Origin of the sequence: Methylobacterium sp. E-041 (genome assembly GCF_022829665.1) — a bacterium.
Taxonomy (GTDB): domain Bacteria; phylum Pseudomonadota; class Alphaproteobacteria; order Rhizobiales; family Beijerinckiaceae; genus Methylobacterium.
Genome location: NZ_JAKSYQ010000085.1, coordinates 1 through 26,957, shown reverse-complemented (window position 1 = coordinate 26,957; position 26,957 = coordinate 1). Strand labels below are relative to the sequence as shown.

Annotated in this window: 23 protein-coding genes, 2 tRNA genes and 1 pseudogene; 7 read left to right on the top strand and 19 right to left on the bottom strand. The window is 69.9% G+C overall.

The window, feature by feature from the left end:
• Positions 1 to 81: 81 nt before the first annotated feature.
• The 3 genes from MKK70_RS08205 to MKK70_RS08195 are packed head-to-tail and all read right to left on the bottom strand — an operon-like array spanning position 82 to position 2,665.
• A complete protein-coding gene (locus MKK70_RS08205) occupies positions 82 to 1,410 on the bottom strand; it encodes an ATP-binding protein (RefSeq protein ID WP_243932918.1) in 1,329 nt (442 codons plus the stop codon).
• Positions 1,311 to 2,198, bottom strand: coding sequence for a toprim domain-containing protein (locus tag MKK70_RS08200; RefSeq protein ID WP_243932917.1), 888 nt, complete (start codon positions 2,196 to 2,198; stop codon positions 1,311 to 1,313). Before MKK70_RS08200 ends, MKK70_RS08205 begins: the two co-directional genes overlap by 100 nt.
• Positions 2,198 to 2,665: a hypothetical protein gene (locus tag MKK70_RS08195; protein ID WP_243946781.1), complete on the bottom strand. Its 468-nt coding sequence runs from the start codon at positions 2,663 to 2,665 to the stop codon at positions 2,198 to 2,200. The genes MKK70_RS08200 and MKK70_RS08195 overlap by 1 nt, the downstream gene beginning before the upstream one ends.
• Positions 2,666 to 2,730: 65 nt before the next feature.
• Here MKK70_RS08195 and MKK70_RS08190 point away from each other — a divergent pair, with 65 nt between their 5' ends.
• Positions 2,731 to 3,036, top strand: coding sequence for a hypothetical protein (locus MKK70_RS08190; RefSeq protein ID WP_243946779.1), 306 nt, complete (start codon positions 2,731 to 2,733; stop codon positions 3,034 to 3,036).
• 92 nt (positions 3,037 to 3,128) lie between these two features.
• On the opposite strand, the gene MKK70_RS08185 is transcribed toward MKK70_RS08190, so the two are convergent.
• The 7 genes and pseudogenes from MKK70_RS08185 to MKK70_RS08155 all read right to left on the bottom strand — a co-directional run bounded on the left by MKK70_RS08185 (position 3,129) and on the right by MKK70_RS08155 (position 8,164).
• A complete protein-coding gene (locus MKK70_RS08185) occupies positions 3,129 to 4,427 on the bottom strand; it encodes a DUF3987 domain-containing protein (RefSeq protein WP_243932914.1) in 1,299 nt (432 codons plus the stop codon).
• A complete protein-coding gene (locus MKK70_RS08180) occupies positions 4,424 to 4,720 on the bottom strand; it encodes a hypothetical protein (RefSeq protein WP_243932913.1) in 297 nt (98 codons plus the stop codon). Before MKK70_RS08180 ends, MKK70_RS08185 begins: the two co-directional genes overlap by 4 nt.
• A 206-nt stretch (positions 4,721 to 4,926) precedes the next feature.
• Positions 4,927 to 5,154 (bottom strand): helix-turn-helix domain-containing protein, encoded by a 228-nt coding sequence (locus MKK70_RS08175; protein ID WP_243932912.1) that lies wholly within the window; start codon positions 5,152 to 5,154, stop codon positions 4,927 to 4,929.
• 109 nt (positions 5,155 to 5,263) lie between these two features.
• Positions 5,264 to 6,089: pseudogene (locus MKK70_RS08170) on the bottom strand (IS5 family transposase).
• Between the two features lie 39 nt (positions 6,090 to 6,128).
• Positions 6,129 to 6,746: a hypothetical protein gene (locus MKK70_RS08165; RefSeq protein WP_243946776.1), complete on the bottom strand. Its 618-nt coding sequence runs from the start codon at positions 6,744 to 6,746 to the stop codon at positions 6,129 to 6,131.
• Between the two features lies 1 nt (position 6,747).
• On the bottom strand, positions 6,748 to 7,929 hold the full coding sequence (locus MKK70_RS08160) for a tyrosine-type recombinase/integrase (protein ID WP_243946774.1): 1,182 nt from the start codon (positions 7,927 to 7,929) through the stop codon (positions 6,748 to 6,750).
• 142 nt (positions 7,930 to 8,071) lie between these two features.
• Positions 8,072 to 8,164 (bottom strand) — tRNA-Sec (locus tag MKK70_RS08155).
• Between the two features lie 146 nt (positions 8,165 to 8,310).
• Here MKK70_RS08155 and MKK70_RS08150 point away from each other — a divergent pair.
• From MKK70_RS08150 to MKK70_RS08130, 5 genes are all read left to right on the top strand, one after another.
• Positions 8,311 to 10,662 (top strand): sensor histidine kinase, encoded by a 2,352-nt coding sequence (locus tag MKK70_RS08150; protein WP_243946772.1) that lies wholly within the window; start codon positions 8,311 to 8,313, stop codon positions 10,660 to 10,662.
• Positions 10,659 to 12,029, top strand: coding sequence for a sigma-54-dependent transcriptional regulator (locus MKK70_RS08145; RefSeq protein WP_147726345.1), 1,371 nt, complete (start codon positions 10,659 to 10,661; stop codon positions 12,027 to 12,029). The genes MKK70_RS08150 and MKK70_RS08145 overlap by 4 nt, the downstream gene beginning before the upstream one ends.
• 222 nt (positions 12,030 to 12,251) lie before the next feature.
• Positions 12,252 to 12,506: an RNA chaperone Hfq gene (gene hfq / locus MKK70_RS08140; RefSeq protein ID WP_066925253.1), complete on the top strand. Its 255-nt coding sequence runs from the start codon at positions 12,252 to 12,254 to the stop codon at positions 12,504 to 12,506.
• 143 nt (positions 12,507 to 12,649) lie between these two features.
• Complete coding sequence (hflX, locus tag MKK70_RS08135; RefSeq protein ID WP_147843072.1) at positions 12,650 to 14,056, top strand: GTPase HflX; 1,407 nt, start codon at positions 12,650 to 12,652, stop codon at positions 14,054 to 14,056.
• Between the two features lie 26 nt (positions 14,057 to 14,082).
• A complete protein-coding gene (locus tag MKK70_RS08130) occupies positions 14,083 to 15,357 on the top strand; it encodes an adenylate/guanylate cyclase domain-containing protein (protein ID WP_243946770.1) in 1,275 nt (424 codons plus the stop codon).
• A gap of 96 nt (positions 15,358 to 15,453) precedes the next feature.
• Here the strand turns inward: MKK70_RS08130 and MKK70_RS08125 are convergent, their stop codons facing one another.
• The 6 genes from MKK70_RS08125 to MKK70_RS08100 all read right to left on the bottom strand — a co-directional run bounded on the left by MKK70_RS08125 (position 15,454) and on the right by MKK70_RS08100 (position 22,433).
• Complete coding sequence (locus MKK70_RS08125; protein ID WP_243946768.1) at positions 15,454 to 17,010, bottom strand: SulP family inorganic anion transporter; 1,557 nt, start codon at positions 17,008 to 17,010, stop codon at positions 15,454 to 15,456.
• Positions 17,011 to 17,021: 11 nt separating this feature from the next.
• A complete protein-coding gene (locus MKK70_RS08120; protein WP_147730031.1) occupies positions 17,022 to 17,732 on the bottom strand; it encodes a carbonic anhydrase in 711 nt (236 codons plus the stop codon).
• 216 nt (positions 17,733 to 17,948) lie between these two features.
• On the bottom strand, positions 17,949 to 18,242 hold the full coding sequence (locus MKK70_RS08115) for a hypothetical protein (RefSeq protein WP_147729318.1): 294 nt from the start codon (positions 18,240 to 18,242) through the stop codon (positions 17,949 to 17,951).
• Between the two features lie 366 nt (positions 18,243 to 18,608).
• Positions 18,609 to 20,864 (bottom strand): xanthine dehydrogenase family protein molybdopterin-binding subunit, encoded by a 2,256-nt coding sequence (locus MKK70_RS08110; protein WP_243946765.1) that lies wholly within the window; start codon positions 20,862 to 20,864, stop codon positions 18,609 to 18,611.
• Positions 20,857 to 21,939: an FAD binding domain-containing protein gene (locus MKK70_RS08105; protein ID WP_243946764.1), complete on the bottom strand. Its 1,083-nt coding sequence runs from the start codon at positions 21,937 to 21,939 to the stop codon at positions 20,857 to 20,859. The genes MKK70_RS08110 and MKK70_RS08105 overlap by 8 nt, the downstream gene beginning before the upstream one ends.
• On the bottom strand, positions 21,936 to 22,433 hold the full coding sequence (locus MKK70_RS08100) for a (2Fe-2S)-binding protein (RefSeq protein ID WP_147844299.1): 498 nt from the start codon (positions 22,431 to 22,433) through the stop codon (positions 21,936 to 21,938). Before MKK70_RS08100 ends, MKK70_RS08105 begins: the two co-directional genes overlap by 4 nt.
• A gap of 225 nt (positions 22,434 to 22,658) precedes the next feature.
• On the opposite strand from MKK70_RS08100, the gene MKK70_RS08095 reads away from it, so the two are divergent.
• Complete coding sequence (locus tag MKK70_RS08095) at positions 22,659 to 23,804, top strand: sensor histidine kinase (RefSeq protein ID WP_243946762.1); 1,146 nt, start codon at positions 22,659 to 22,661, stop codon at positions 23,802 to 23,804.
• 476 nt (positions 23,805 to 24,280) lie between these two features.
• Here MKK70_RS08095 and MKK70_RS08090 read toward each other — a convergent pair whose 3' ends face one another.
• The 3 genes from MKK70_RS08090 to MKK70_RS08080 form a co-directional block, all read right to left on the bottom strand.
• Positions 24,281 to 25,918, bottom strand: a complete 1,638-nt coding sequence (locus MKK70_RS08090; RefSeq protein WP_243946760.1) for a DEAD/DEAH box helicase — start codon at positions 25,916 to 25,918, stop codon at positions 24,281 to 24,283.
• Positions 25,919 to 25,981: 63 nt separating this feature from the next.
• Positions 25,982 to 26,740, bottom strand: coding sequence for a precorrin-6A synthase (deacetylating) (gene cobF / locus MKK70_RS08085; RefSeq protein WP_243946758.1), 759 nt, complete (start codon positions 26,738 to 26,740; stop codon positions 25,982 to 25,984).
• A gap of 78 nt (positions 26,741 to 26,818) precedes the next feature.
• Positions 26,819 to 26,895: transfer RNA gene (locus MKK70_RS08080), tRNA-Met, on the bottom strand.
• Between the last annotated feature and the right edge of the window lie 62 nt (positions 26,896 to 26,957).

Here is a 26,957-nt window from a genome sequence, read left to right as displayed (position 1 = left end):
GAAAGACGAGATCAAGACAAGGAACTACGTCGGCCTGCTCGGGGCTCAAGTCGTCTTCGACCGGTGGGAGAGCTACATCTACTAATCGCTGGCCGTCTCTCCGACTTCGATGAACGAGCGCTTGTTCCGCTTCTCGTCACGGCCCTCGACCACCACGAACATCCCGGAGGCAAGCCAAGCCTTCAGCATCGCCTTCACCCGCCCCTTGCCGCCGACGTCGAGTTCGATCCCGAGCGCACCGGCGATGGCGATGCCGGCCCAATCCTTCGCCTGCGCGTCCTCCCGCCACCGGCCGGCGGCGACCGCGCGCTGCGCCTTCCGAAGGTCGTCGACTGTCACGCCTTCCAGCATGTCCGGCCATTGCCAGGGCTCGACCACAGCGACGTGATCCCCGCCGCTGGGCCCGTTGCCCAGCTCGACCGATGCGAGTTTGAACCAATCGCTGCGGTCCGAGGGCGGCGCGAGGTTGGCCTTGCCGTTGTCGGCCCGGAAGTAGCCGCGGTGCGAGGCAAAGTTGGCGCGCTTGGCTTGATCCTTCGACATCGGATTGAGGACCCGCGCCGAGCGAGCCGCGGCAAGCAGCGCACCGGCCCCGCGCCCGTCCTCGACCGTGAACTCGGCGCCGCCGCCCTGGCCCTTCCGGACGTGGTGCACGAGCTCGATCGCAGCCCGGCCGGTCTCGGCCACCCGATTCCAGGCCTTCGCGACCAGATCGATCGCCGCGTTGTCGTTCTCGCTGACCCGATGCGAGGACACGAAGGGGTCGACCATCGCCACGTCAATCCGGTTGGCGACGATCGTCGCGACCAGTCCCTCGACCACCGGTTCGGCGACCTTGGCCCCATCCTTCGTCGTAATCGCGATGACGATTTCCGACGTCCGACCGCTGTCGAGGAACAGCCGACCCTCAAGCTCCCGCGCCTCGATGCCGTAACGAATGCAGATCGCGGCCACGCGCCTTTCAATCTCTTCCAGCGGATCTTCCAGCGCCACGTACCAGACCCGCAGGCAGGCCGGCGGCGTCACTCCGAGCAGCGGCCGGCCCGTCACCATGGCGATTGCCTCGACGAGCACGAGGCTCGACTTGCCGACCGCACCGGGCGCCACCGTCGTCGACAGGAACCGTCGGATCAGGTGCCGACCGTACAGCCATTCCCGCGGTGGGATCGTCGCCGGGTCGCGCCACCGGTACGGCGTCGCCTGGATCGTCACCGGCGCCGGGCCGGCGCCTGCCGCTACATCCGGCGCGTCGGGTGCGAACGGGGCGAACTCGACGTGATCGTCCGCCGACAGGTGCTCTGCGTCCGCCATCAGCGCCGAGCCTCCCGGATTGCGTCGTTCATGTCGCCGGGCACCCGCGGGGTCGCGAGGATGACGTCGCGGCCGGCCGCGTGCCACCGCGCCCCGCATTCTCGTGCCGCCGCCGCGCTGGCGCCGCCGTCGTCCGTCTCGCAAAGGATCGTCAGCGCCTCGATGCCGGGCAGCACCGGGAACGTGCGGATCGCACCGACCGAACCGAGCGCCCATGCCGGCAGGATGCCGAGCTGCCGAGCCGCAAGGCACGTCTCGACGCCTTCGCCGATCGCCAGCCCGCGCGTCACCGCGTCGTCCGGGTCGAGCTTCACAGCCGCGCCGCCGGCCGGCCCGAACATCTTGCGGCCGACCTTGGTCCCGTCGGGCGCGAGCGCGGTCCGGTGAACAGCCTGCGGTTGATCGGTGCGGACGCATCGCAGCGCCGCGACCATGACCGGCAACCGTTCTTCGCCGAACGCGCACGCCGCGTGGAAGCGCAACACCTCACCGGCGACGGTCGCGGGCAGGTCGAGGCCGCGCGAGGCCAGGTAGCGCTCGACCAACGTGCCGGTCGGATTGCCGACCGAGTACCACACGCCAAGCGCGCGTCGGCGCCGGTCCGCGTCCACCCCCGCAGCCCGTGGCGACACCCGAGAAAGCGGGGCTGGCGCAGGCTTCGCTTGGCCGCGACGCTCCCGACCCAACCCAAGCCGCCCGGCGATGTAGTCCTTCACCGCGCGCCAGTCGTCGCCAGCATGGCTATGCACGCGTAGCCCATCGGGCGATTCGGGGCCCGGGCGCACGGTGACGCTGCGATCCCGCGCCGAGTGACCGGGACCTGGGCACAACACCTGATGCCCTGCCACCTCGCCGCCGAGGGCGTGCGCCATCTCGCGCAGCGTCATCACGGGCGATGGTCTTGGCGCGTGGTCGCCAGCACGATCGCGACGTCGGCCGGCGCGACGGCGTGCACGAGGTCGAGCCATTCCGCCTCGCGCTCCGGCCGGGTCTCAATGGTGGCGACTGGCTGGCGGTGCTTGACCGTCCACTGTGCGGTCTCGGCGTACAGCGGTACCACGGGCTCGGACGCGACGATGGTCACGGCTCCGCAGCGCGCGAGGAAGGCGATGATCGATTTCCGGTCGAACCCGTTCGGGCCGAGCGCCGCCGCGAGGTCGTCACCCACGATGAGTATCGTCGGCGGGTCGGCCGACACGGTGAACGGACGCCGGCTCTGCGCTACCATCACCAAGCCGCATCCCTCGAAGCGAACAGCCCAGAGCAACGGACGCCGGTGCGGCGCGGTCTGCGACGCACGCGAAAGGGCGGCGTCGAGCGCATCGCGCCCGGCCCCGGTGAACGAGACGTGCATCGGATTACCCTGCTAATCTCAAGTTGGCGGAGCTGAAGATTGATTCGGCAACGAGGAGCACCAAGATGCCGAAGTTTTTAGTCACCTACGACTTGCAAGACGCGCCGCATGATCCGCATGCTACGTTCATCGCGGAAGCTGAAGGGTTAGGCTGGCACGCATGGTCCCTTAGCGGAAGGAACGTTTGGTACAAGCTTCCAAACACAACGCTAAGAGGTGAATTTAATACGTTGTCTAGTGCGGTTGCTGCTTTCAAGAAGGTCTGGACTGCAACAAGAAACCGCGGATATCGTGTAACAATTGAGAAATGGATCGTTGTCGAGTGCGTGGCGGCATCCTACGATTCAGACGTGCAGCAGCCGAGCGAGTGATCGTTGCGCCCCAGGCGTCGCGCATTGGCCGACCGACTCCCGTCAGCTGGGATCGACCGACCCCGCCCATGGCGCGCGGATCTCGGAAAGGGTCAAACGTCGGGCTTGGTGATGATCGCGTAGCTCGCCAGCGCCCGCCGCCGGTCGAGGGCGTCGAGACGCCCGATCTCCGCGAGCGCCGTCGGCAGCGCGTCCACGTCCGTCTCAGCGGCGCGCAGGGCCGCCACGGCAGCGCGACCGCGGGGCCGGTGATTAGATGCACGATTGCGAGTAGGCACCGCACCCGTGCGACGCGCTCGCTCTGATCGAGGCCCGCTGCGAACGGTCTCCATGCGTCTATGCTCGGGATCACGGCCGGCGCTTGATCTGCGCGGCGATGTCGTCGAGCACCGCGGCCTGCTTCGAGCTGGGCGGCCGTCCTCGACACCACGCGCGAGCGTGAACTTGGGCTTGGTGTCCGCCCATGCCCAGAGCAGGCGTGAGGCAAGGCCGTCGTCTGGGCCGTTGAGGATCATCTCAAGCTTGTCGGGCTGGACGCCGCCCAGCACGCCGATGCTGAGGTGTCGGATGTGTAGCGGCTCTGGGTTCTTCATCCGGTCGACGACGTACGATCTTCCGCCATACATCTCGATCGCGAAGGCTCGATCGGACCCGCCGCCGCCATACTTGTCGAAGGCGCCGAGCCATCCAGCCAACTCGTCGCGCACGAGGAGCAGGCCGCGTGGCAGGCCTGCCGCCAATGCGCCGAGTGCCTCAACGGTAGCGTCGGCGACGCGAATACGAGCGCAGACCGGAGCCGGCGGTTCGTGGGCATTGTCCGGCATCGGCGGCACATCTGGGTCACCGTTCTTTACGGCTGTCTTAACTTCGATTTTCCAAGCCTCGACCCGCGCGTCGCATGCTTGCTTCATGGTGGCGTGCTCCTGCTGCACCAGCTCGAAGCCGTAGGCCATCCGATCTTCGGCAAAGCGCACCAGCGAGAATGCCGCGTCCATGCTCGGTGACTTCGACGAGGACGGGGGTCCGACTAAACTGCACCACAAGACCGGTTGCTCAGTCCAAGCCGTACCGGCCTGAGGCCAGCGCACGTTTGCGATCGTCGCACCGACGCTCGCGAGCAGCGCCACCGAAACGTAGTCCACCGGCGCCGAAGCACTCCGAGCCTTGCGCTCGCACCAGTCGGCCCACGGACCGAGGAGGTATAGCGGGAAGGCGGGAGCCGGGCGGCGGCCAGTTCCGAGCAGGCTGAGATCCGGCTCACCCCAGGAACCATGCCCTTCTGTGCCGGCAGTGCTTCTAGCGCCAATAGGTGCATGATGACGATCGTGCCAGTCGTCGGCGGCCGCCGGTCCGAGACACTCCAACTCGTTGGCGGATGGGGCGAATTTCATGCCCGCACCTCCAGATTGTCGGTTGCGGGATGTTGGCCGGGGGCAGGCGTCCGTCGCTCTGCCTGCTCCGCCTTAAACTTCTTCAGTTCGGCAAGGACGCTGGCCGCCACGCGGACGTTCGCGATCAGGCACCGAACTGAATATTTGAGACCGGCATCATCGCCGGCTTCGACGTAGCTCTGACCGATCCGGGCATGGATCTCGGCGCCGGCCAAGGTTTCCGCGATGAACGCGCGGTAGGCATCGAGCAAGCCGTACGCGATGTGATCGCGAGGCGAGTGGGGGGCACTCATGCGCGCCTCCCGTCAGCCTGCCCGAAGGCCAAGTCTGCCATGGCCGCGTCGAACGCAGGGCTTAAGGCGAAGCACGCAACGATGCGTGCGGTCTGGATTTCGCTGGCAGCGAGTGCTATTTCGAAAGCGTCGATCGAGCGAGCGACAACTTCCGAGGGACGTGAGCGCTGGCTGGCGCTCCGTCCCTCAACTGTTTTAGCCATGTGCTATGCGGCCTCGATCATGAGCGATGTCATGAAAGCGCGAATGCTTTCGTCAGTGACGCGGCTCGATCCATAGACTTTCACCGTGACGAGCTTTCCCTCGGCGATCAGCCGGTAAAGTGTGGTCCGGCCGACACCGAGCATATCGCAAGTGTCGTTGATCCGATGCAAAAGCTTCCCATCTGGCGCTCGCAGGTCTTCCTGCAGCGTCTGAATGCTTTGTGTACTCATGGCGATTGTCCTCGTGTGCCCGCCGGTGCTCTAGCGGATGACAAGGAACTTCGCCTCATTCGACCTCGATGTCTCCGGGGAAATACGGGGAAATACGGCGCAATTAGAGCTAGGGACAAAACCGTTTGGCCAGAGTTCGGCAGATGAGGGCGCAGGCGAGGGTCGTGAAGGCGAGGTGGAGGTCAGTGCGTCGCTCGTAGCGGATGGTCAGCCGGCGGAAGCGAGCCAGCCACGCCAGCGTGCGTTCGACGATCCAGCGGTAGCGGCCGAGGTGTTGGCTGCTCTCGATGCCGCGCCGGGCGATGCGCGGTGTGATGCTGCGCGCCCGGCACTCACCTCGACACCGGCGATGATCGTAGCCCTTGTCAGCGTGCAACTTGTCCGGTCTGCGCCGAGGGCGACCCCGACGCCCTGTGCGCACGCCCGGCACCGCGTCGAGGGTGGCGGCCAGCATGCGGCTGTCGTGGCAGTTGGCTCCGGTGAGCGTCAGGCCGATGGTTCGACAGGCTCACCATGAGGGGCGTGCCGTTGGCGTACACGACGAGGTGGCGCTTCGTCCCCGGCTTGCCCCGATCCGTCGGGTTCGGCCCCGTCGCGAGCCTTTTTTTCGCCGGCAGGCTCGCACTGTCGAGGGCGGCCCGTGACCAATCAAGCGCGTCTGCATCTTGAAGCTGCTCCAGCATCACGCGATGCAGTGCGGCCCAGACGCCAGCTGCCTGCCACACGCCCAGCCGCCCTCAACTCGTCTTGCCGCTGCAGCCGACATCGGAGCGCGGCACATGCTTCCACTGCATGCCCGTGCGCAGAACCAGAATGATGCCCGCCAGTGCCGCCCAATCCGAAGCGCGCGGCCGACCACCCTTCGGCTTCTCCGGCTCGCATGGAAGAAGCGGCTCGATCACCGCCCAGAGGTCGTCAGGTACAAGAGTGCCCATGCCCGCCTAACCCGCTCAACGCGGTTTTGTCCCGCGCTCTTATTCTCTGCTCGCCTTATAGCGGTACAATTCCTCTACGAACCGCTCTATCTCACGCTTATCTGGATACCCTCCGTTTTCCTCAAACCAGAGACACGCCACCTGATTTAGAATAGATCTTTTTTTTGGATAATCATTTTGAACTATATAATGCGCGATAAACCCAGCTAATCTAGACCATTCGTATTTCATCGGTCGACCAGCCCGAGCTTTTGGATTGGTGACCATGACCTTGCTTGCGCCGGCAACAGGCCATAAAAGTTCTACATGCTTTCTAAAAACTTGGAGACCTTCTGCGCGCCAGGTTTCTTTAGTTCCTGGCACTGATGAATCGATAGTTGCTGTAATGTGAGTATTTTTGTGGTCATATTCCAAGAAGTACCCGGACTCCTTTTTCAGAGCGTTAATCCAGTCCGAACCCTGCAAGAAAAAAGTATTGGCTACTCGGACGACGTCATTTCTCGTTCGTGTTATTTTCTCAGCACGCGATCTTATTTTCTCGGCCTTCAAGGCCTCAAAAAGTTTAACCAAGGCATGACTCGGCAGCACCTCCTGAGTAGCACCAAACTCGACGGCTTCTTTCAAAGATAGCCATTGCGCATTTTCGGCCATGGTCATTTCAATCTACTATAGCGTATTTTGCCCAAGCATCCATCAACTCGCGCCGCTTCTCGAAAAGATCGCCGCGCCGATATGCACGTTCGACCTTGGACTCGACGGTGTGAGCCAGAGCCATCTCAACCACCTCGGACGGGAAGTGGGTCGTCTCGGAAGCCCAATCGCGGAACGACGACCGGAAGCCGTGAACCGTGAGATCGGTGCGCTCCATTCGTCGAAGCAGCACGAGCATCGCCATGTTGGACAGCGGTTTGCCGCGCCGTCCGCCAGGGAACACGAATATTTCGTCGAGACCGCGCATCTGAGCCAAAAGGGTCAGAGTGGCTTTGGAGAGCGGCACCCTGTGCTCCGCACCGCTTTTCATCCGCTCCGGAGGCACAACCCAAATCCCAGTCTCCATGTCGATCTCGGACCAGCGGGCGCCGAGTGCCTCACCCGTGCGGGCTGCGGTCAAGATAGTGAAAAGCATTAGTTTGGAAGCAAGGCCCGGCTGGCTTTCAAGCAGGCGCATAAATGCCGAGACCTCGACGAAGGGGAGGGCGGCGTGGTGCGAGACACGCTGGATCTTGGCACGCCGTGGGAGAAGGTTTTGAAGGTGCCCGCGCCAACGGGCCGGGTTTTCGCCTACTCGAAATCCTCGAGCCTTCGCCCAATCGAGAATGGATTCGATTCGACCGCGGACCCGCACGGCGGTTTCCGGCTTCGTGGTCCAGATCGGTTCGATCGCCTTCGTCACAAGCGCAGTATCGATCGCCTGAACTGACCGGTCGCCAAATACCGGATAGACGTAGGCTTCGAGCGTGGCAGCCCATTGCGCGCCGTGCTTGGCGTTGCGCCACCCAGCCTTGTGCGCCTCGATGTACGCCTCCCCGCACTGCCGGAAAGTCATAGCGCGGGCTGCCTCGACAACGGCGTCGCGACGCTGCTGCTGCCTGGCTTCGATTGGGTCGACGTTGTCGAAGCAGAGCTTCCGGCAAATGAGGGCTTTGTGACGCGCCTCGACGAGAGAAAATGTGTTCGCCGATCCGAGACCCATCTCGCGCGATTTGCCGCACAGGGTGTATCGAAAGACCCAGCTTTTCCCGCTCTTACCAGACACCTGAAGCCACAGCCCACCGCCGTCTCCATAGAGACCGGGGGTCTTCAGGCGGGCAACAGCGAGGGCAGTGAGCTTACCTTGCATACTATTCGCATCCACGACGCTATCCACATCGTAGGCGAGAATTTGGAAGAACGCCAGCGGCTGCTTGCGAACTGCCCTAACGGGCAAATGCTAGCTTCTCAGGGGCTTAGCGGCCATTAGCGAACGGCTACGGATGGGTCGTTGGCGGAAGCGGATGGGAATCGAACCCACCGTACGCTTTGGGCGTACCACTGGTTTTGAAGACCAGGAGGGCCACCAGACCCCGTTCGCCTCCGCCGACCGGGATAGCATCGTCCGGCCCGGGGTCCAAGCGCGCGCGGAGGCCGAAGCGTCGCGGCCGGAGCGCCGGGCCCGCGGCGCGACCGGGCGAATGCCCGATTCGTAATAATTTCGCCACACTGTGGTGGCTCTGCATCAGCCATGCCGTTTCTGCGATCCAGGACTTCGGAGGCCCCGTCGGCGAGGCCCGACGAGGGCGGTGCCTCCGTCCCCGACGCGCTGCGGGCGGGGCCGCGCGGGCCCGGCTGGATCGGCGCCGGGGTGGTCGTCACCGCCCTGATCTCGGCGATCGCCACCTTCCTGGTGCTGGCCGGCGTCATCCGCGTGACGCCGACGCCGACGATCGGCGTCACCCTGCTCGCCATCAACGTCGCCCTGGTGCTCGGGCTCGCGGTGATCATCGCCTGGGAGGCGCGGGTCTTCCTGCATGCGCGGCGCGCCAACGCGGCGGTGGCCCGGCTCCACACCCGCATCGTCGGCCTGTTCTCGCTGATCGCGATCCTGCCGACCTGCCTGCTGGCCGTCGTCGCCTCGGTGACGATCGACCGCGGCCTCTCCCTCGGCTTCACCGACCGGGTCCGCGACGTGGTGCTGAAATCCGTCGAGGTGGCCGACGCCTACCAGGAGAACCAGTGCCAGTCGCTGGCGCGCGAGATCCGCATCCTCAACGACGACCTGACCCGGGCGCGGCCGAACTTCGACGTCAACCGCGATTGGTTCGAGGGCTTCCTCACCACCCGCGCGACCAATCTCGGCCTGCCGGTCGCCCAGATCATGCGCGGGCCGAACGAGGTGGTGGCGCGCGCCAAGATCGACGTGCTCAAGACGACGCGCCTGCCCTCGGCCGCCGCCTTCGAGGACGCGGCCAAGTCCAGCGACCCGATCTGCCTGCTGCCGACCGAGGGCCGCGTCTTCGCGGCGATGTTCCGGATGCCGGCCTACGACGACGCGGTGCTGCTGGTGCAGCGCGAGGTCAACCAGCTCGCCATCGACTTCCCCGGCGTGTCGCGCGCGGCGGCGGCCGAGTACCTCACCTACGATTCGCTGCGCACCTCGATCCAGGTGACCTTCGCCTCGATCTTCGTGCTGATCGCGCTGATCGCGCTGCTCTCGGCGGTGTGGTTCGGGATGAACTTCGCCAACCGCTTCGTCGCCCCGATCCGCCGCCTGATCAACGCCGCCGACCAGGTCGCCTCGGGCAACTTCTACGCTCAAGTTCCGGCGCGGAAGACCGACGGCGACCTCGCCCATCTCGGCGAGAGCTTCAACAAGATGACGCAGGAGTTGCGCCGTCAGCATGCCGGGCTGACCGCGGCGAGCGACCTGATCGACCGCCGCCGGCGCTTCACCGAGGCCGTGCTGTCGGGGGTCTCGCCCGGCGTCGTCGGCGTCGATGCCGCTGGCTTCGTCACCATCGCGAACCCGGCCGCCGAGCGGATGCTCGATCTCGCCGACGGCGCGCTCGTCGGCCAGCGCCTGTCCAATGCGGTGCCGGAGCTCGCCCCGCTCCTGCCCGGCGCCGAGGGGCGCCAGCGCGCGCAGGCGCACCAGATCCAGCTCACGCGGGGCGGGCGCGAGCGCACCATCGCGGTGCGGGTCACCAGCGAGCAGGCGCAGGGCGGCGCACGCGGCTTCGTGGTGACGGCCGACGACATCACCGACCTCGTCTCGGCCCAGCGCACCTCCGCCTGGGCGGACGTCGCGCGCCGCATCGCCCACGAGATCAAGAACCCGCTGACCCCGATCCAGCTCTCGGCCGAGCGCATCCGGCGCAAGTACGGCAAGGTCATCACCGCCGACAAGGAGGTGTTCGACCAGTGCACCGCGACGATCATCCGCCAGGTCGACGAGATCAAGCGCATGGTCGACGAGTTCTCCTCCTTCGCCCGGATGCCCAAGCCCGCGATCGCCGAGAACGACCTCACCGAGATCGCCAAGCAGAACCTGTTCATGATGCGGGTGGCGCACCCCGACATCGACTTCGCCTTCACCGCGCACGGCCTCGGCGGCACCGGCACGGCGGAGGCCGAGAAGATCACCGCGGCCTTCGACATCCGCCTGCTGAGCCAGGTGATCACCAACATCCTCAAGAACGCCGTCGAGGCGGTGGCCGAGGTGCCGGAGGCCGAGCTCGGCAAGGGCAAGATCGGCTTGAGCCTCACCGTCGAGGAGGGCTTCGCCACGATCGCGGTGACCGACAACGGCAAGGGATTTCCCGTCGAGGGGCGCCAGCGCCTGCTGGAGCCCTACATGACGACCCGCGAGGGCGGCACCGGCCTCGGGCTGGCGATCGTGAGCAAGGTGCTGGAAGAGCACGGCGGCGGGATCGAGCTGAACGACAACCCCGCCGGCCGCGGCGGCCAGGTGCGCATGCGCGTGCCCCGCGCGCTGTCGCCCGCGGACGACGCGGTCGCGGGCCCGGCCCGCCCCAACCCTGACGAGAAGGGCGCCGCGACGACGGCCCCCCGAGAGATTGCGGAGATGCAGCCATGAGCGCCGATATCCTGGTGGTCGACGACGAGGCCGACATCCGCGACCTGGTCGCCGGCATCCTCGACGACGAAGGCCACCGCTCGCGCACCGCGGGCAGCTCCGACGAGGCGCTCGCCGCGATCGAGGCGCGCCGCCCCCACCTCGTCTTCCTCGACATCTGGCTGCAGGGCTCGCGCCTCGACGGCCTGCAGGTGCTCGACCTGATCAAGGCGTCCCACCCGGACCTGCCGGTGGTGATGATCTCGGGCCACGGCAACATCGAGACCGCGGTCTCGGCGATCAAGGCGGGCGCCTACGACTTCATCGAGAAGCCGTTCAAGGCCGACCGGCTGATCCTGGTGGCCGAGCGCGCGCTCGAGGCCTCGCGCCTGCGGCGCGAGGTCCGCGACCTCACCGCGCGCTCCGGCACCGCCAACCGCATCGTCGGCGGCTCGGTGGCGATCAACCAGCTGCGCCAAACGCTGGACCGCGTCGCCCCGACCAACGCCCGGGTGATGATCACCGGGGCGCTGGGCTCCGGCAAGGAGCTCGCCGCGCGCGGCCTGCACAAGGCCTCGGCCCGGGCGAGCGGGCCGTTCGTGCTGCTCAACGCGGCCGCGATCCTGCCGGAGACGATGGAATCGGAGCTGTTCGGGGTCGAGGCCGGCGGCGAGCAGGGGAGGCGGGTCGGCGCGCTGGAGGAGGCGCATGGCGGCACCCTCTACCTCGACGAGGTCGCCGACATGCCGCGGGAGACGCAAGGCCGGATCCTGCGCGTCCTCGTCGACCAGAACTTCCAGCGCGTCGGCGGCACCACCCGCGTCCACGTCGACGTCCGCATCATCTCATCCTCCTCCCGCGACCTCGCCGAGGAGATCGCCGCCGGGCGCTTCCGCGAGGACCTGTTCCACCGGCTCTCGGTGGTGCCGATCCGCGTGCCCTCGCTCTCGGAGCGCCGCGAGGACGTGCCGGAGCTGATCCAGTTCTTCATGGACAACATCTCGGCCCAGACCGGGCTGCCGCGCCGGGTCATCGGGCAGGACGCGATGGCGGTGCTGCAGTCGCACAACTGGCCGGGCAACGTGCGCCAGCTCAAGAACAACGTCGAGCGGCTGATGATCCTGACGCAGGCCGACCCGGACCAGGAGATCACCTCGGAGATGCTGCCCTCCGAGATCGGCGCCCTGGTGCCGACGACCCCGAACGGCGCCGGCGGCGAGAAGCTGATGAGCCTGGCGCTGCGCGAGGCGCGCGAGATCTTCGAGCGCGAATACCTCGTGGCGCAGATCGCCCGCTTCTCGGGAAACATTTCCCGGACCGCCGAATTCATCGGCATGGAGCGCTCGGCCCTGCACCGCAAGCTGAAGTCCCTGGGGATCGGCCCCTGAGCGCCTTGCGGGCGGATGACGGAAGCGGTGAGAAGCAACCCCCGTTCGTCGCGTGCGGAGCCGGTTCGGGTCTTGCATCGGCGCCGGAATTGAACCTGTAATGCACGATTCCGCTCCGCGGCGGGCTCCTCAAGACCAGCGCTGCGGCGGCAGGATCGATGCCGCGGATAGAACGAAAACCCGCTCCCGAAGGCGGGCGCCAAGACAACAAAGGACAAGAAGATGGCGGCCGAACGCGCACAGAACCTGCAAGACACCTTCCTCAACCATGTCCGCAAGAACAAGATTCCGTTGACGATCTTCCTCGTCAACGGCGTCAAGCTGCAGGGCGTGGTGACCTGGTTCGACAACTTCTGCGTGCTGCTTCGCCGCGACGGCCATTCCCAGCTCGTCTACAAGCACGCGATCTCGACGATCATGCCGGGCCATCCCGTGCAGCTGTTCGAGCCGGACGAGACCGCCCCCGAGAAGGCGTGACCGGGCGCTCCTGACGCGCGGCCGGCCCCCGGTCCGCACGAGCGTGCTCCGCGCCATCTTGGTTCGCCGGCTGCTCAGCCCCATCTGAGGGGTTCCGAAACGCATCACGCCGCCGCCCCGACGGGCGGCGGCTCAAGGATTCCATGACCGAGACGCTGACCTCCGGCGAGGCCCGACTGCAGGCGATGGCCGCGCCGGAAGGCGAGATCGCCGCCGCGACCCACACCCTCGTCATCGGTCCCTACCTCAGCCGCACCGCGGCCGCGTCGCCGCACGGGCCGGCGCCGGTCTCGCGCTCGACGCAGGCGCGGCTGGAGGAGGCGGTGGGGCTGGCCGCCGCGATCGAGCTCGACGTGGTCGAGGCGATCCCGCTCAGCCTCGCCCGCATCCGGCCCTCGACCTATCTCGGCAAGGGCCGCGTCGAGGAGATCGCCGGCCTGATCAAGGCGAGCGAGATCGGCCTCGTGGTGATGGATTGCGCCCTGTCGCCGGTGCAGCAGCGCAACCTCGAGAAGGAATTCGGCGCCAAGGTCATCGACCGTACCGGCCTGATCCTCGAGATCTTCGGCCGCCGCGCCTCGACGCGCGAGGGCACGCTCCAGGTCGAGCACGCCCACCTGGCCTACCAGAAGTCGCGGCTGGTGCGGTCCTGGACCCACCTGGAGCGCCAGCGCGGCGGCTTCGGCTTCCTCGGCGGCCCGGGCGAGACCCAGATCGAGGCCGACCGGCGCATGATCCAAGAGCGCATGACGCGGATCGAGCGCGACCTCGACGCCGTCACCCGCACCCGCGGCCTGCACCGGCAAAGCCGGGCGCGCGTGCCCTACCCGATCGTGGCGCTGGTCGGCTACACCAATGCCGGCAAGTCGACGCTGTTCAACGCCCTGACCAAGGCGCAGGTGGTGGCGCAGGACATGCTGTTCGCCACCCTCGACCCCACCGCCCGCGCCACCAAGCTGCCGCACGGCGAGACCGTGATCCTGTCCGACACCGTCGGCTTCATCTCCGACCTGCCGACCGCCCTGATCGCCGCCTTCCGCGCCACGCTGGAAGACGTGATCGAGGCCGACATCCTGCTCCACGTGCGCGACGTCGCCCACGTCGATTCCGAGGCGCAGGCCGAGGATGTCGGCACGGTGCTGGGCGAGCTCGGAATCGAGATGTCGGCCGACCGGATCATCGAGGTCTGGAACAAGGCGGACCTGCTCGACGAGGGCGAGCGCACGCGCCTCGCCAACCTCTCGGCCCACGACCGCAACGACCGCGACGGCGCCGCACCGGTGCTGGTCTCGTCGCTGACGGGGGAGGGGCTGTCGGCGCTGACCGCGCGGATCGAGGCGCGCATCGCCCGCGCGCGCTCGACCTTCGCGGTCATCCTCGGCCCCGAGGAGGGCGCGGCCCTGCACTGGCTCTACGAGAACGCCGAGGTGCTCGACCGGCGCATGGAGGAGGGCGGCACGCTGCACCTCGCCATCCGGATCGCGCCGGAGAAGGAGCCGCGCTTCCTCAACCGCTTCGGCGGCGCCCGCCGGCTCAGCCGGGCCGGGTAGTCCCGACCCGCGCGGGCACCCGCCTCATGCTCGACGACAGGGCCGCACAGCGCGCGCAGGACGAGAACACCGTCCTGCGGCTGATGCAGCGCGCCACCGGCGGTCGCCTGCTGGTCCTGCGCGTGGTGATCGTGCTCGTGCTGCTGATGGCGGCGCAGGTCTACGACGGCTCGCTGCACGCGCTGAGCCACTGGTTCATCCTCGGCCTCTATGCGGCGGGCTCGGTCTGGTTCGGCCGGGCCGAGCGCGGGGAGGGGCGCCACGCGGAAGGCTTCGCCTGGGCCGGCACCGGGCTGAACGCCGGGCTGGCGATCTACGTCCTCGTCGAGCACATGCTGGCGGGCGCCGCCGACGATGGCGGGGCCGCCGACGCGGTGAGCCGGCTGCCGGCCTTCCTGCTGCTGCTGCAGACCGCGCTCAGCATGCGCGTGTGGCACGCGGCCCTGTTCTCCGGCACGGTCGTCTTCGCCTGGGGCGCCGCGATCCTCGTCGGCCTCGTCAACCCGGCCGGCTTCCTCGGCCCGCATGTCGATCTCGGCGATCAGGTGCCGGGGCTGCTGACCTTCCTGGCCGCGAGCGTCGTGGTGGTCGACGGGGTCGCGCGCCTGCGCCACGCCGCCGGCGAGGCCGTGCGCCTCGAGCACGAGCGCACGCAGCTCGCCCGCTTCGTTCCCGACGGCGTCGCGACCGAGCTCGCCCGCGACGGCGACCTCGGAACGGCACGCCGGCGCCATGCCTGCCTGCTGGCCCTCGACGTCCGCGGGTTCTCGCGCCTGAGCCGCGAGCACCCGCCCGAGGCGATGGTGCGCGCGCTGCTCGCCATCCGCGCCCTGGCGCATGCGGCCGTGACCGAGCACGACGGCATCGTCGACAAGTATGTCGGCGACGCCGTGCTGGCGCAGTTCGTGGTCGGCGGCCCGGTGGCGCAGGCCCGCGGCGCGCTGGCCTGCGCCCGCGCGATCCGCACCCGGCTGTCCGCCCTGAACCGCACCCGCGCCGAGGCCGGCGACTTCCCGCTCCGCGTCGTCGTCGCGCTCCATGCCGGCGACCTCCTCGTCGGCGTCTTCGACGATGGGCTGCGCGCCGAGTACACCGTGCTCGGCCCGGCGATGAACACCCTCGCCCGCCTCGAGACCCGCGCCAAGGCGGCCGATCTCGACATCGCCGCCTCCGAGGATTTCCTGCGCCTTCTGGGGCCCGCCCTCCCGGACGGCGCGCGGGCGGTGCCGGTGGCGGAGGCGGGGGCCCTGCAGCCACCCCTCTTCGCGATCGCGGATGCCGCCGTCCCGGCGGACGCGTAAGGCCGGAACGCGCGGGCTCGGGCACGCGATGAGCCGGCACCGCTCGCGCGATGCCGGCCCCGTCGTTCCGTCCCCTCGTTCCCGCGTGTCCGCCGCTCAGTCCTTGGACGGTGCCGCCACGGCCGCGACGAGCTTCTCGTGCGGCCGGCCGAACCCGCCGACGACCGACACCCGCGTGCCCGAGGCGGCGCGCCGTCCCGCCCAGTCCCCGATCATCTCCAGGCAGGTGTGGTCGATGTGGGCGAGGTCCTTCGTCCCGAGGCGGACCTCGCCGCCCTCGGGGGTCCGCTCCAGCGCCTCGGTGAGGTGCGGGAGCTGCAGGAAGGTGGCCGAGCCCGAGAGGCGCAGTTCCGGCACCCCCGCCACCTCCGTCGCCGCCGCGTGCTCGATCCGCAGGCGGCCCTTGCGCAGCGTAGGAATAACCTGGAGCAGGCTGAGCCCGAGCCCGACCAGCACGCCGGTGAGCAGGTCGGTGGCCACCACCATCACCATCGTCGCGAGCCAGATCGCGGCAGTGAGCCAGCCGTAGCGCGCGTGCAGGTGGACGGCGTGGTGGGGCCCGATCAGGCGCCAGCCGGTGACCACCAGGATGCCGGCGAGCGCGGCCGTCGGCACCAGCTTCAGCACCCAGGGGAGGGCGAGCAGGAAGGCGAGGATCCACGTCCCGTGCATCACCGTCGAGGCCCGCGTCGCCGCGCCGGCCTGGACGTTGGCCGAGGAGCGCACGATCACCCCGGTCATCGGCAGGCCGCCGATCAGGCCGCAGATCAGGTTGCCGACGCCCTGCGCGCCGAGCTCGCGGTTGTACTGCGTGCGCGGCCCGTCGTGCATCCGGTCGACGGCGGCCGCCGACAGCAGGCTCTCGGCGCTGGCGACGGCGGCGATGGTCAACGCCATCACGATCATCGTCGGCTCGAGCAGCCGGCCCCACTCCGCCGCCCCCGGCATCGACAGGGTGGACAGGATCGCGTCCGGGACCTCGATCCGCTTGACCGCGAGGCCGCCGAGCCCGGCGACCGCGGTGCCGGCGAGGACTCCGATCAGCGCGCCGGGCACCATCCTCATCCGCGCCGGCCGCAGGCGTTCCCAGGCGATCATCGCCGCGAGGGTGGCGAGGCCCACCGTGACGGCGCCGACGCGGTTGCCCTCGCCCGTGACGAAGTCGAAGAACGCGGCCGGGATCGCCACGAGGTTGTCGAGGCCCGAGGCCAGCGGCAGGGCGTCGGTGAGCACGTGGACCTGGCCGAGCACGATCAGCAGGCCGATGCCGGCGAGCATCCCGTGCACCACCGCCGGCGAGATCGCGCGGAACCAGCCTCCGACCCGGAGCGCGCCGGAGGCGACCTGGACCGCGCCGGCGAGCACGAGCACCGGGCCGAGCATCCCGAGCCCGTGCTGGCGCACGAACTCGAACACGATGACGGCAAGCCCCGCCGCCGGCCCGCTGACCTGCAGCGGCGAGCCCGCGAGCAGTCCGACGACGATGACGCCGACGATCCCGGTGATCAGCCCGCGCTCGGGCGGCACACCCGAGGCCAGGGCGATGCCCATGCACAGCGGCAGCGCCACGAGGAACACGACGAAGGAGGCCGGCAGGTCCCGCGCGAGGGAGGCCGGGAGGATGCGCGCGGGGGGCGTTTGGGTGGGTCGCATCGGCCCGGCCCCTACGCGGCCGCCTGCGGCGGCGCGTATTCCGGCGCCGCCATGCGCACGGCCGAGCCCTGGGCGACGGGGAAGTCGCCGGCGGAATCGAGGGCGTCGAGCGGCAGGAAGCGGCCGGCCTCGCCGTCATAGGCCAGCAGAATGCCGGTCTCGATCTCGAAGAACCAGCCGTGCAGCCGCAGCTGGCCCTTGGCGAGGCCCGCGGCCACGCTCGGGTGGGTGCGCAGGTTCGCGAGCTGGACGATCACGTTCTCCAGGGCGAGCGCCCGGTGGCGCTCCTTCGGGTCCATGTCGGCGGGATAGGCCTCGCAGACGATCCGCTCGGCCGCATGGCTGTGCCGGAGCCAGGCGGCGACGTTGGGCATCCTCGCCAGGGCCTCGGGGCTCATCAGCCCCTTCATCGCGCCGCAATCGGAATGGCCGCAGACCACCACGTCGCGGACGCCGAGCGCCACGACGGCGTACTCGATCGCCGAGGAGACGCCGCCGGTGGCGGTCGAGAACGGCGGCACGATGTTGCCGGCGTTGCGGCAGACGAACAGCTCGCCCGGGCCGGCCTGGGTGATGTGCTCGGGCGAGACTCGGGAATCGGCGCAGGCGATGATCAGGGCCTTGGGCTGCTGCCCGTCCCTGACCAGCCGCTGGTACATCGCCTGCTGCCCCGGGAAGACCTTGTCCTGAAACTCCGAGATGCCTTGGATGATGTTGTCCACGAAGGATCCTCTTGCGCTGAAACGATGTGGGCGCCGGCTCGCGGCGATCGCTGCGATGCCGGCACGGCGGGGGCGCGTCCCGTCGAGCGGCGCGGCGACGGCGATCCCGTCGGCCCTGCGCGGCGCGGACGCGAGCGAGCCCGCGCGGTGGCGGCCGTGCGGGCTCGGATGTCGGGCGGGGCGGCGCCGGATGCCGGCGCCGGTCGGCGGATCGGATCAGCGGCGGCCGCGGGGGGCCGCGCTTCCGGACGCCCAGTGCGGCGAGACCACGTCACGGCGCGCGACGGTGGCGCCGGGCATGTCGGAATACATCGGTGCGCCCAGAAGCTGCCCGGTGCGGTTGCGCTGCGAATGGGCGGAGCGGGGGTCGTGGTAGGGGTCGTTCACGTAGGAGCTCATGTGGCCGCCGCCGGCCGGCTGGCGGTCGCCGCCACCGCCCTCGCCGGCCCGAGCCGCGACGGGGAGGGCGAGAACGGCGGCGAAGAGCGCCGAGGCAACGATGCGCGTCATGAGATAATCCTTCCTCTCGAAGTTTTCTTCTGCAGGACATGCCGCCCTGCGCCAACGAGAAGAACATAACCAATGTCGTTCGACGAATATGTGTGCGAATGCACAAGTATAGAAAACTATATTTAATCCGTTTCTCTTTCGACTTGGGTGCGGCGGCGCACGCGGACCGTCCGCTGCGACGAACGGAGCGGGATTAGACGCTGGCCGGCACCGCCGCAGCCCTTCGGGAGCGCAGGCGACCTGCGGATCGCGGGTCGGGCCGAACGACGACGGAGGCCGCGCCGCTGAGCGACGGGCCTCCGGGAGGGCAGGGCGGTCGGGACCGGGTTCGCGCCGGCGTGGGCTGCCGGATCGCGACGGCGGGCGCTACCCGAGCAGCTTGTCCAGCGTGATCGGGATCTCGCGCACCCGGATGCCGGTGGCGTGCCAGACCGCGTTGGCGATGGCGCCGGCCGAGCCGGTGATGCCGATCTCGCCGACGCCCTTGATGCCGAGCGCGTTCACGTGAGCGTCGTCCTCGTGCACCAGGATCGCCTCCATGGCCGGCGTGTCCGCGTTCACCGGCACGTGGTATTCGCCGAGGTTGTCGTTGAGGAAGCGGCCGGTGCGGGCGTCCATCGCTGCGTGCTCGTGCAGCGCGAACGACATCCCCCAGATCATCCCGCCGTAATACTGGCTTGTGACCAGGCGCGGGTTGACGATGCGGCCGGCTGCGAACGCGCCGACGAGGCGGGTGACGCGGATCTGGCCGAGATCGGGGTCGACCTTCACCTCGGCGAAGACCGCGCCGTGGGCGTGCATGGCGTAAGTCTTGGCCGCCGCCGGATCGGTCGAGGCCTTCCCGGTCGCGGTGAGGCTCGCCCGTCCGGCGCGTGCCAGGATGTCGGAATACGCCTCGCTGCGGCTCTCGTCGTCGCGCCGGAAGAGTCGTCCGTCGCGGGCGACGAATCCGGCATTGCCCGCGCCGTAGAGCGGGGAGGCGGAATCGTTGGTGGCGAGGTCGGCGAGCTGCGCGATCACCGCCTGGCCCGCCGCGTGGATCGCCCCGCCCGCGGTGGCGGTGTGGGCCGAGCCGCCGGCGATGCCGGCGTTCGGCAGGTCGGAGGAGCCCATCCGGAAGGTCAGCCTGTCGAGGCCGATCCCGAGCCCGTCGGCGGCGATCTGGCCGAGCGCGGTCCAGGCGCCCTGCCCCATGTCGTGCGCGCCGGTCTCGATCAGGCCGGTGCCGTCGGCCCGCAGCTCGGCCTTCGCCTGCGCCTCGAACATCAGCGCCGGGAAGGTCGCGGTGCCCATGCCCCAGCCGACGAGGAGACCGTTCGCGTCGCGGGTCTGCCGCGGCGCTCTCGGCCGCGCCGACCAGCCGAAGCGCTCGGCGCCGCGGGTGTAGCACTCGCGCAGGGCCTTGGAGGAGAACGGCTTCCCGGAGATCGGCTCGACCTCGGCATAGTTCGCCAGGCGGAATTCCAACGGGTCCATGCCGCAGGCCAGCGCCATCTCGTCGATCGCGCTCTCCAGCGCGACGCTGCCCGAGGCCTCGCCGGGCGCGCGCATGAACAGCGGCGTGCCGGTGTCGACCCGCACCGCCTGGTGCCGGACCGCGATGGCCGGGCTGGCGTAGAGGGTGTGCGAGACGCCGCCGGCCGGCTCGAAGAAGTCGTCGAACCGGCTCGAGGCCGTCAGCGTCTCGTGCTCCAGCGCCGTCAGCTTGCCGGCGTCGTCGGCGCCGAGGCGGAAGCTCTGCCGGGTCTCGGCGCGGTGGCCGACCGGGCCGTACATCTGCGCGCGCGCGAGCACCAGCTTGACCGGCCGGCCGACGAGGCGCGCGGCCATGCAGGCCAGGATCTGCGGGCCCGAGATCAGGCCCTTCGAGCCGAAGCCGCCGCCGAGGAACGGGCTCTCGATCCGGATGTTCTCCGGCGCGATCCCGAACAGCCCGGCGAGGCGCCCCTGGGCCATCGACATGCCCTGGCTCGGCGTGTGCAGCGTGAGCCGGTCGCCGTCCCAGGAGGCCACCGCCGCGTGCGGCTCCATGGCGTTGTGGTACTGGGCCGGGGTCTCGTAGGTCGCCGCGATCCGCCGGCTCGCGGCGGCGAGGCCGGCCTCGACGTCGCCGTGGGTCTCCTCCGGGGGCTGGCCGACGCCGATGCCGGGGGGCGTGAACGGCGGCTCGGCGTCGAGGCCGATGCGCGGCGTCTCGGCCTCGTAGCGCGGGCTCAGCAGGCGCGCGCCCTCGGTGGCCGCCTCCAGCGTCTCGGCGATCACCACCGCGATCGGCTGGTTGGCGTAGCGGACGGCCGAATCCTGCAGCAGGTCGAGGCGGAAGATGAAGCCGTGGGGCTTGTCGTCCGGGTGCTGGGCGAGCGCCGGGGCGTTGTCCGGCGTCATCACCGCGACGACGCCCGGATGGGCCTCGGCCGCCGCCACGTCGAGATGGGTGACGCGCCCGCGGGCGATCCGGGCAACGCAGAGCGTCGCATGGAGGGTGCCGTCCGCGACGTTGTCGGCCGCGAAGGTCGCCCGGCCGGTGACCTTCAGCGGCCCGTCGCGCCGGGTCAGGGGCTGGCCCATGCTCGATCCGTGGCGGGCCCGCTGCGGCGCGGACGTCAATGCGATCTCAGCCATGGGCGGCTCCTGCCGGCGAAGGGGAGGGGACGGCGAAAGGGGCGGCGAACGGCGAGGCCGGCAGCGCCGGCAGGCGCTCCGGCGTGCCGGCGGCCGCCAGCGTCAGGGCCCGCACGAGGATGCGGCGGGCGAGCTCGATCTTGAAGGCGTTGGCTTCGCCCGACGGCTTGGCCTCGGCGAGCGCCGCGTCGGCAGCCTTTCGGAACACATCCGGGTCCGGCGCCTGGCCGGCGAGCAGGCGTTCCGCCTCCCGCGCCCGCCACGGCTTCAGCGCCACCCCGCCGAGCGCGAGGCGGGCCTCGCCGATCCGGTCGCCGTCGAGGCGCAGGCCGGCCGCGGCGGAGACCACCGCGAAGGCGTAGGAGGTGCGGTCGCGGACCTTGAGGTAGCGGGCATGGGCCGAAAACCCGGCCGCCTCCGGCGGCAGGCGCACCGCGACGATCAGCTCGCCCGGCGCCAGGTCGGTCTCGCGCTCCGGCGCATCGCCGGGCAGGCGATGGAAGTCGACCAGCGCCACCGCACGCCGGCCGCCCGCGCCCTCGATCTCGACGACGGCGTCGAAGGCCGCCAGCGGCACGCAGAAATCCGATGGGTTGGTGGCGATGCAGTGCTCGCTCCAGCCGAGCACCGCGTGCAGCCGCGTCGCCCCGCCGATCGCGGCGCATCCCGAGCCCGGCGCGCGCTTGTTGCAGGGGGAGGTGGCATCCGCGAAGTACGGGCAGCGGGTACGCTGCATCAGGTTGCCGGCGGCGGTCGCGGCGTTGCGCAGCTGCGCCGAGGCGCCCGCGAGAAGCGCCTCGGCCACCGCGGGATAGGTCCTGGCGAAGCGCGGATCGTGGGCGAGGTCGCTGTTGCGCACCAGCGCGCCGATGCGCACGCCGCCGTCGTCCAGGAACTCGATCCGGTCGAGGCCGGGGAGGCGGGTGACGTCGACGAGGCGGGCCGGCGTCACGACGCCGCCCTTCATCAGGTCGAGCAGGTTGGTGCCGGCGCCAAGATAGGCCGCTCCGGGCGCCTGCGCCGCCGCGATCGCCTCGGCGACGCTGGCGGGACGGGTGTAGTCGAACAGGTTCACGCCGCGTCCTCCCGCATCGCCGCGCCGTCGCCGGCGCCCTGCGCGGCCAGCACCGCCTCACTGATGCCGGCATAGGCGCCGCAGCGGCAGAGGTTGCCGCTCATGCCCTCACGGATCCGCTCGGGATCGGTCCCCGCCTGCCCCTCCGTGATCAGCCCGACCGCGCTCATGATCTGGCCCGGCGTGCAGAAGCCGCACTGGAAGCCGTCATGCGCGATGAACGCCGCCTGCACCGGGTGCAGAGCGTCGCCGTCCGCCAGCCCCTCGATGGTGGTGACGGAGGCGCCGTCGAGGCTGACGGCGAGCGCGAGGCAGGCGTTGATCCGCCGGCCGTCGACCAGCACCGTGCAGGCGCCGCACTGGCCGCGGTCGCAGCCCTTCTTCGATCCGGTGAGATGGAGGCGCTCGCGCAGCAGGTCGAGCAGGGTCACGCGGGGATCCTCCAAGAGGACCTCGCGCACCGTGCCGTTCACGGTGAGCCTGAGAGGTATCATGCGATCTCCGGGCATGGCGCAGCTGGGATGGCGCAGCTTGGAATGAAACCAGATAGGATCGTGCGGTGCGAAGGCCAGGGGACGGACCTTCGCGCGGCGAGGGCAGGGGGCGCGGCAGCGCGCAGGGCGGGGGCAGGGAAGGGGGCGCGAACGGGGACGGCGCGGGCAGGGCGGTCCGCAACGCGCGTCGCCTCCCGCACCCATCCCTGCTACCCTCCCCGCGTCATGAGCGATCACCATCCGGACCTGAGCTACCGCCTCCGCCAGCAGGCGATCCTGTCCGAGTTCGGCGTCGAGGCCCTGCGCGGCGAGGACGTCGACGCGCTGCTGCAGCGGGCGACCGAACTCTGCGCCGAGGGCATGGGCGCCGAGTTCTGCAAGGCGCTGGAGCACCTGCACGACGAGGACATGCTGCTGGTGCGCGCCGGCGTCGGCTGGGGACCGAACGTCGTCGGCCACGCCCGCGTCGGCGCCGACCTCGCCTCGCCCGCGGGCTTCGCCCTCAAGACCGGCCGGCCGGTGATCTCCAACCACCTCGAGAACGAGAACCGCTTCCGCACGCCGCAGATCATGGCCGAGCACGGCATCCGCCGGGCGATCAACGTGCTGATCGAGAACCGCGAAGGCGCCTTCGGGGTGCTCGAGGTCGACGATACCCGCGAGGGCATGTTCACCGAGGCCGACATCGCCTTTATGCAGGGCTTCGCCAACCTGCTCGGCGGCGCGATCGAGCGGCAGCGCACGGAGGGGCTGCTCAAGCAGGCGCTGGCGCGGCAGGACCTGCTCGTCCGCGAGATGAGCCACCGGGTGAAGAACAGCCTGGCCATCGTCGCGAGCCTGCTCGCGCTGCAGGCGCGCAACGCCGACGACCCGGCCGTGCGCGACGCCCTGATCGACGCCCGCACCCGGGTCGAGGCCATCGCCGGGGTCCACGACCAGCTCTGGCGCCAGGGCGACACCACGCCGGGCGAGATCGACCTCGCGCAGTTCCTGGAGACGTTGACGGCCAACCTGCAGAGCAGCGCGCCGAACCACCGCATCCGCTGCAGCGCCGAGCCGCTGCGGGTCTCGGCCGACCGGGCGATCCCGATGGGATTGATGGTCAACGAGCTCGTCACCAACGCGATCAAGTACGCCTATCCCGACAGGACCGGGGAGGTGCGCGTGGGCGCCGCCTGCACCGGCGCGGCGCTCGTCCTCGACGTGTCGGACGACGGCGTCGGCCTGCCGGCGGATTTCGACATCGGCCGGGCCTCGGGCAGCCTGGGCATGCGCGTGATCGCGAACCTCGCCCGCCAGCTCGACGCCCGGATCGCGACGCCGCGCGGGCAGGGCGCCCGCTTCCACATCGAGATCCCGCTGGAGGCGTGAGACCGGTTCCGGCACGGTGGGCGCCGGAGGGCGCTGCGCGACCGCACGAAGATTTGCATCGGGGCGGCCGGTCATGCGTCACTACACCTCGGAGGAGGGGTTCGAGGGGCTCGACACCTTCCGCATCTTCGTCATCAACGCCGACGGCACCGGCTACGAGTCCGACGTGCGCGTCACGGTGCGCTGACCGCACTCGATTCCGGCCGCCGACCGCCCGGGATCGCCTGCGGAAACACGCCCCTAAAGGGCACATCCGTCATTCGCATAAGATATATTATGGAACTTAATAGACCGATGTCCCGGGGCGAGGGGGCTTCGGCCGGTCCCGAACCAGCTGGCATGCCAGCATCCGGCAGGATCGCCTTCACGGCCTCGGCGATCCGGGCCCGGCGGATCCAGGCTCGCGTCGTCCCAGGCGAGGGCGCTCCGAGCCCCCTGCCCTCTACGCTTGCCCCGAGTCACGAACGCCCTCGGCATCAGGCGGCCAGCGCATCGGCCAGGCGGCGGACATCGGAGACGATGCGTCCGTCGGGGAAGCGGCAGGCCACCTCCTCCGAGGCCCGGCCGATCGGGCGGATGCGGATCGCCGCCGGACACACCAGCTCGTCGCGGCGGTCCAGGGCTTCGGCGGCATCCATCGGCGCCGCGCGGCCGCCGCCGAGCCCGCGCCACCACTGCACCGCCTTGTCGCGGGCAAAGCCCGTCCGCTCCAGCGCGAGCCGGATGCGATGGGCGCCGTCGGAGCAGCGCAGCACGATGTCGAGGCCGTCCGCCCCGCGCTCGAAGCGCCAATCCGAGACCGGCCGCCAGCCGTCCGCGCGCTCGGACAGGATCGGCAATTCGTCGTCGGCCGCGGCCTCGTGCTTGGCGGACGCCGCGTCGTCCTCCGGTTCGATCCAGCAAGGCTCGCAGGTCGAGGCGTTGAGCGCGATCAGCGCGCCGCAGCCGGGGCAGGGCTTGGCCCGCGCCAGCCCTTCCCTGCCCTTCACCGCGGCGGCGGTGCGGGCGGTGACCACGTCCACCGGGCCGTGCATCCGCACCAGGCCGGCATAGTCGAGGATCAGCGCGTCGCGCTTGCCGGGCGCGTTGCGCAGCGCGCGCCCGACCTGCTGCACGTAGAGCCCGGTGCTCTGGGTCGGCCGGAGCAGGGCGATGAGGTCGACCTCCGGCACGTTGAAGCCGGTGGCGAGCACGCCGACGGAGGTCAGGCAGCGGATCCGCCCGGCGCGGAAGGCCGCCACGATCCGGTCGCGCTCGCGCCGCGGGGTCTCGCCGGAGATCGTCTCGCAGGAATGGCCCTCCGCGCGGATCGCGTCGCGCACCGCGTCCGCGTGGCTGAGCCCGGCACAGAAGGCGAGCCAGGCCCGGCGCTCGCGGCCGTAGCCGACCATCTCCTCGACCGCGGCGCGGGTGATCCAGTCGCGGTTGACCGCCGCTTCGAGCTGGCTCGGGATGTAGTCGCCGCCGCGCTTGCCCACGCCGGCGACGTCGAGGGCGGTCAGCGTCGCCTTCGACAGGAGCGGGCACAGATAGCCCTGCCCGATCAGGTCGCCGGCATCGACCTCGTAGACGATGCCCTCGAAGATCCGGCCCGCGCCTTCGTCGAGGCGTCCGCTGTCGAGCCGATAGGGCGTCGCGGTGAAGCCGACGACGCGAAGCTCCGGCCGCAGCGCCCGCAGGCCGGCGAGGAAGCGGCCGTAGCGGGTCTCGGCCGAGCGCGGGATCAGGTGCGCCTCGTCGACGATGACCAGGTCGCGCGGGCCGATCGCGTCGAGCCGGTCGGCGACGGATTGGATGCCGCAGACCAGCACCTGCGCCCCCGCCTCCCGCCGCCCGAGCCCGGCGGAGAAGATCCCGGCCGGCGCCTCCGGCCAGTAGCCGGTGAGCTCGGAGAAGTTCTGGGCGATCAGCTCCCGGCTGTGGGTGACGACGACGATGCGGGCGAGGAGATCCGCCTGCAGCGTCTCCCGCGCGAGCGCCGCGATCACCAGCGCCTTGCCCGCGCCGGTCGGCAGCACGATCAGGCCGTCGCGCAGGGGCTGGCCCCCTGCCCCGCTCCAGGCGGCGGCAAGCGCGTCGAGGCTGGCACGCTGGTAGGGTCGCAAGGTCAGCATGGCGCACGCTCTACCGCAGCCGGGCGCACGCGTCCGTGGCCCGTTCGCCGCGCCCGGCTGGGATCAGGGCGTCTCGGGCGGTTGCAGCAGGTAGACGTCCATGATCCAGCCGTGGCGGGCGCGTGCCGCGGCGCGCTGCCGGCGGATCTCCGGCCCGACGGTGCCGAGCCGCCCGACGATCAGGAGTTCGTCCGGCGAGCCGAGATAGGCACCCCAGTGGATCGTCAGCTCGGGATCGAGATGGTCGAAGCGCGGGTCGGCGTCGAGCATCACCACGACGCTGCCGACGCCCGGCGGCAGGCCATCGGCGATCGCGCGGCCCGTGGTGATGTGGACGGCCCCGCCGATCCGGTTCAGCGGGATGCGGTGGGCGGCCGCCAGCATCTGCACGCTGGAGATGCCGGGGATCACCGTATAGGCGAAGGCTCGAGCATCGCGGGCGAGGATGCGCTCGAGGATGCGCAGGGTGCTGTCGTAGAGCGCCGGATCGCCCCAGACCAGGAAGGCGCCGACCTCCCCTGCCCCGAGATTCGTCGCGATCAGGCCGCCGAGGAGGTCGGCCCGGGCGGCGTGCCAGGCCTCGACCGTGGCGGCGTAGTCCGCCGGCCGGCGCTCCCGCGGGGGATCCTGCGCCACGACCAGGCGATACGCCTTGCGGATGTGCCGGGCGCAGATCGTTCGGCGCAGGGCGACGAGGTCGTCCGTGTCGGCGCCCTTGTCGAGGACGAACACCGCGTCGACGTAGGCCAGGGCCCGCACCGCCTGGAGGGTGAGGTGCTCCGGATCGCCGGTCCCGATGCCGATGACGCGCAGGGTTCGCATGAGGCTTGACGAAGCTCGTTGACCGCGCACGACGAAGCCCGCGCCGTCGTGTCGGACGGCGCGGGCTTCGTGCTGATTTGGTTGCGGGGACAGGATTTGAACCTGTGACCTTCAGGTTATGAGCCTGACGAGCTACCGGGCTGCTCCACCCCGCGCCAGGGTGCGTGCTGGTCCTCATGTGTGGACCGGCACGTTCGGCGATCGTGGTGAGGGACTG

What these genes read in the sequence shown, in the direction of transcription:
- MKK70_RS08185 (WP_243932914.1), bottom strand. Translation starts at nt 4,427, where the DNA reads ATGAAATTCGCCCCATCCGCCAACGAGTTGGAGTGTCTCGGACCGGCG.
- MKK70_RS08180 (WP_243932913.1), bottom strand. Translation starts at nt 4,720, where the DNA reads ATGAGTGCCCCCCACTCGCCTCGCGATCACATCGCGTACGGCTTGCTC.
- MKK70_RS08090 (WP_243946760.1), bottom strand. Translation starts at nt 25,918, where the DNA reads ATGCTGACCTTGCGACCCTACCAGCGTGCCAGCCTCGACGCGCTTGCC.
- MKK70_RS08110 (WP_243946765.1), bottom strand. Translation starts at nt 20,864, where the DNA reads ATGGCTGAGATCGCATTGACGTCCGCGCCGCAGCGGGCCCGCCACGGA.
- MKK70_RS08160 (WP_243946774.1), bottom strand. Translation starts at nt 7,929, where the DNA reads ATGCAAGGTAAGCTCACTGCCCTCGCTGTTGCCCGCCTGAAGACCCCC.
- MKK70_RS08190 (WP_243946779.1), top strand. Translation starts at nt 2,731, where the DNA reads ATGCCGAAGTTTTTAGTCACCTACGACTTGCAAGACGCGCCGCATGAT.
- MKK70_RS08150 (WP_243946772.1), top strand. Translation starts at nt 8,311, where the DNA reads ATGCCGTTTCTGCGATCCAGGACTTCGGAGGCCCCGTCGGCGAGGCCC.
- MKK70_RS08195 (WP_243946781.1), bottom strand. Translation starts at nt 2,665, where the DNA reads ATGCACGTCTCGTTCACCGGGGCCGGGCGCGATGCGCTCGACGCCGCC.
- MKK70_RS08205 (WP_243932918.1), bottom strand. Translation starts at nt 1,410, where the DNA reads ATGCGGGGCGCGGTGGCACGCGGCCGGCCGCGACGTCATCCTCGCGAC.
- cobF (WP_243946758.1), bottom strand. Translation starts at nt 26,740, where the DNA reads ATGCGAACCCTGCGCGTCATCGGCATCGGGACCGGCGATCCGGAGCAC.
- hfq (WP_066925253.1), top strand. Translation starts at nt 12,252, where the DNA reads ATGGCGGCCGAACGCGCACAGAACCTGCAAGACACCTTCCTCAACCAT.
- MKK70_RS08200 (WP_243932917.1), bottom strand. Translation starts at nt 2,198, where the DNA reads ATGACGCTGCGCGAGATGGCGCACGCCCTCGGCGGCGAGGTGGCAGGG.
- MKK70_RS08100 (WP_147844299.1), bottom strand. Translation starts at nt 22,433, where the DNA reads ATGATACCTCTCAGGCTCACCGTGAACGGCACGGTGCGCGAGGTCCTC.
- MKK70_RS08115 (WP_147729318.1), bottom strand. Translation starts at nt 18,242, where the DNA reads ATGACGCGCATCGTTGCCTCGGCGCTCTTCGCCGCCGTTCTCGCCCTC.
- MKK70_RS08130 (WP_243946770.1), top strand. Translation starts at nt 14,083, where the DNA reads ATGCTCGACGACAGGGCCGCACAGCGCGCGCAGGACGAGAACACCGTC.
- MKK70_RS08175 (WP_243932912.1), bottom strand. Translation starts at nt 5,154, where the DNA reads ATGAGTACACAAAGCATTCAGACGCTGCAGGAAGACCTGCGAGCGCCA.
- MKK70_RS08125 (WP_243946768.1), bottom strand. Translation starts at nt 17,010, where the DNA reads ATGCGACCCACCCAAACGCCCCCCGCGCGCATCCTCCCGGCCTCCCTC.
- MKK70_RS08095 (WP_243946762.1), top strand. Translation starts at nt 22,659, where the DNA reads ATGAGCGATCACCATCCGGACCTGAGCTACCGCCTCCGCCAGCAGGCG.
- hflX (WP_147843072.1), top strand. Translation starts at nt 12,650, where the DNA reads ATGACCGAGACGCTGACCTCCGGCGAGGCCCGACTGCAGGCGATGGCC.
- MKK70_RS08165 (WP_243946776.1), bottom strand. Translation starts at nt 6,746, where the DNA reads ATGACCATGGCCGAAAATGCGCAATGGCTATCTTTGAAAGAAGCCGTC.
- MKK70_RS08145 (WP_147726345.1), top strand. Translation starts at nt 10,659, where the DNA reads ATGAGCGCCGATATCCTGGTGGTCGACGACGAGGCCGACATCCGCGAC.